We start from the raw sequence: 2,067 nt of genomic DNA, 5'->3' as shown, positions 1-2,067 counted from the left end.
TGCCGTCGCGTGAGCCGGGTGCCACGGGTCTGCCGTCGCGTGAGCCGGGTGCCACGGGTCTGCCGTCGCGTGAATCGGGTGCCACGGGTCTGCCGTCGCGTGAGCCGGGTGCCACGGGTCTGCCGTCGCGTGAGCCGGGTGCCACGGGTCTGCCGTCGCGGCAACCCGCGCCGGGTCTGCCGCAGCGCGATGCGGCCACGGGTCTGCCGCAGCGCGAACCGGGTGCGCACCGGGACGCGGGCGCCCACCGTCTGCCGCAACGTGAGGCCACGGGTGGCCTGCCGCAGCGTGAGCCGGGTTCCGGCGCGCTGCCCGCCGTCGGCAACGGCTTGCCGCAGCGGGATTCGGCGGCGACTGGCCTGCCGCAGCGCGATGCGGGTACGGGTAATGGCCTGCCGCAGCGGGATGCCGGTGCGCTCAATGGTCTGCCGCAGCGTCCGCCCGCGCCGTCGGGCCTGCCACAGCGCGAGGGTGGTCTGACCGGTCTGCCGCAGCGGCAGCCGGGCGCCCAGGCGCCGCAGCGCCAGCCCGTGCCGCCGGGTGTCGCACTGCCGCAGCGGGATCGCGGTGGCCAGCACGCCGCGAGCGAAGAGCAGCCTGCCGCGTCGGCGGGACGCGATCCGGGCAAGCACAGCTTCCGGTCCAACCCGGCCAAGACGGCCTCGTTCTTCCAGACCAGGCTGCAACCCGCGGACGAGTCGGGGGCGGCGATGGGCGGAACGCCGATCTTCGCCGAGATGATGTCGGCCTGGCTGTCGGATCCCAACGCGGATAGGTCCCAGGTGGCTGCTTCCTTCGAATCGCCGGGTGACGAGGGATGGCAAGCGGCTCGCCGCGCCAGCGAGGCGCAGCCGGAGACCAAAACGGCGGCGGGGTTGCCTCAACGCAATCCGGGCGGAAGGCTTGTCCCCGGCGGCGTGAGCGGTGCGGCGGATCGGGCGCCGCGCCGCGACCCAGAAACAATCAGGTCCAGCTTGAGTCGTCACCAGCAGGGCGTCCGGGATGGCCGCGCAATGAGAGCAATGAACCTAACCGGAGATAAAGGAGACCGATGAACCCCGATCTAGGTGGTACGAATCGTCAGCTGGATTGGCTGGTTTCGAACTTTGCCAACGAGGTTCCTGGCGTAGCCCATGCCGTCCTGGTCTCGGCCGACGGCCTACTCATGGCCGCGAGTGCCCAGCTGCCCGTCGACCGCGCCGAACAGCTCTCGGCCGTCACGGCTGGTCTGGCCAGCCTGTCGGTCGGCGTCTCGAACCTGTTCGAGGGTGGCACCGTGCTGCAGTCCGTCGTGGAGATGGAGCACGGTTACCTGCTACTCATGGCTGTCGGCGATGGTTCCTATCTCGCGGTGCTGACCAACACGTCGTGTGACATCGGTCAGGTCGGTTACGAGATGGCTCTGTTGGTCGAGCGGGTTGGCCAGACTGTTCAGGCCACACCACGCGTCACGATGGGTTCCTGATGGTGGGATGGACATAGAAGATCACCGCGTGGGGAGCGTCGAGCCGAGTCTCGTACGCCCATACTCGTTGACCGCAGGCCGCACCAGGCCCGCGGTCGAGTTGGCGTTGGAGGCCCTCGTCGCATCGCATCCGGTCGCCCTGGAGCGGCAGTTCGAACTGACCAACATCGAGACGTCAATCGTGGAGTTGTGCAGAGAATCGCCGTCCGTTGCCGAGGTGGCAGCCCGATTGGGTATCCCTATCGGGGTGGCCCGTGTGCTCGTGGCCGATTTGATCGAGGCCGGGCACGTGCGCGTTTCGGCGACATTGAAAGACGATTCCAGCGACGATGAACGTCGCGAGCTGATCGAAAGGGTTCTCAGTGGACTCCGGCGTATTTGATTCGACGGCGCAGGTCGACACTCGTACCAGTAAGCCAACATCGGCGAAGATCGTGGTCGCGGGTGGCTTCGGTGTCGGGAAGACCACGTTGGTCGGTGCTGTCTCGGAGATCGTTCCGCTGCGCACCGAGGCATTGGTGACCAATGCCAGTGCCGGTATCGACAATTTGACCGGCATCCCGATGAAGTCGACCACCACCGTGGCGATGGACTTCGGCCGG

Annotated in this window: 4 protein-coding genes; 3 read left to right on the top strand and 1 reads right to left on the bottom strand. The window is 67.8% G+C overall.

Annotated features, from left to right (window positions below; translation table 11 throughout):
- On the bottom strand, nucleotides 1-578 hold a 578-nt coding region (locus NB3_RS34755), incomplete at its 3' end, for a hypothetical protein (RefSeq protein ID WP_169810637.1).
- 473 nt (nucleotides 579-1,051) lie between these two features.
- Between NB3_RS34755 and NB3_RS02665 the strand changes: the two genes are divergently transcribed.
- From NB3_RS02665 to NB3_RS02655, 3 genes are all read left to right on the top strand, one after another.
- Nucleotides 1,052-1,465, top strand: a complete 414-nt coding sequence (locus NB3_RS02665; RefSeq protein WP_011207200.1) for a roadblock/LC7 domain-containing protein — start codon at nucleotides 1,052-1,054, stop codon at nucleotides 1,463-1,465.
- A 7-nt stretch (nucleotides 1,466-1,472) separates the two neighbouring features.
- Entirely contained in the window at nucleotides 1,473-1,847 is a 375-nt protein-coding gene (locus NB3_RS02660; protein WP_039795171.1) for a DUF742 domain-containing protein, read from the top strand.
- Nucleotides 1,828-2,067 (top strand): ATP/GTP-binding protein (locus NB3_RS02655; RefSeq protein WP_174553159.1); only part of this gene is annotated, 240 nt, incomplete at its 3' end. The genes NB3_RS02660 and NB3_RS02655, both read left to right, overlap by 20 nt.

Source organism: Nocardia beijingensis NBRC 16342 (assembly GCF_001612785.1).
Lineage (GTDB): Bacteria > Actinomycetota > Actinomycetes > Mycobacteriales > Mycobacteriaceae > Nocardia > Nocardia beijingensis.
The sequence above is the reverse complement of the archived record's forward strand: the minus strand, read 5'-3'. Positions and strand labels throughout refer to the sequence as shown.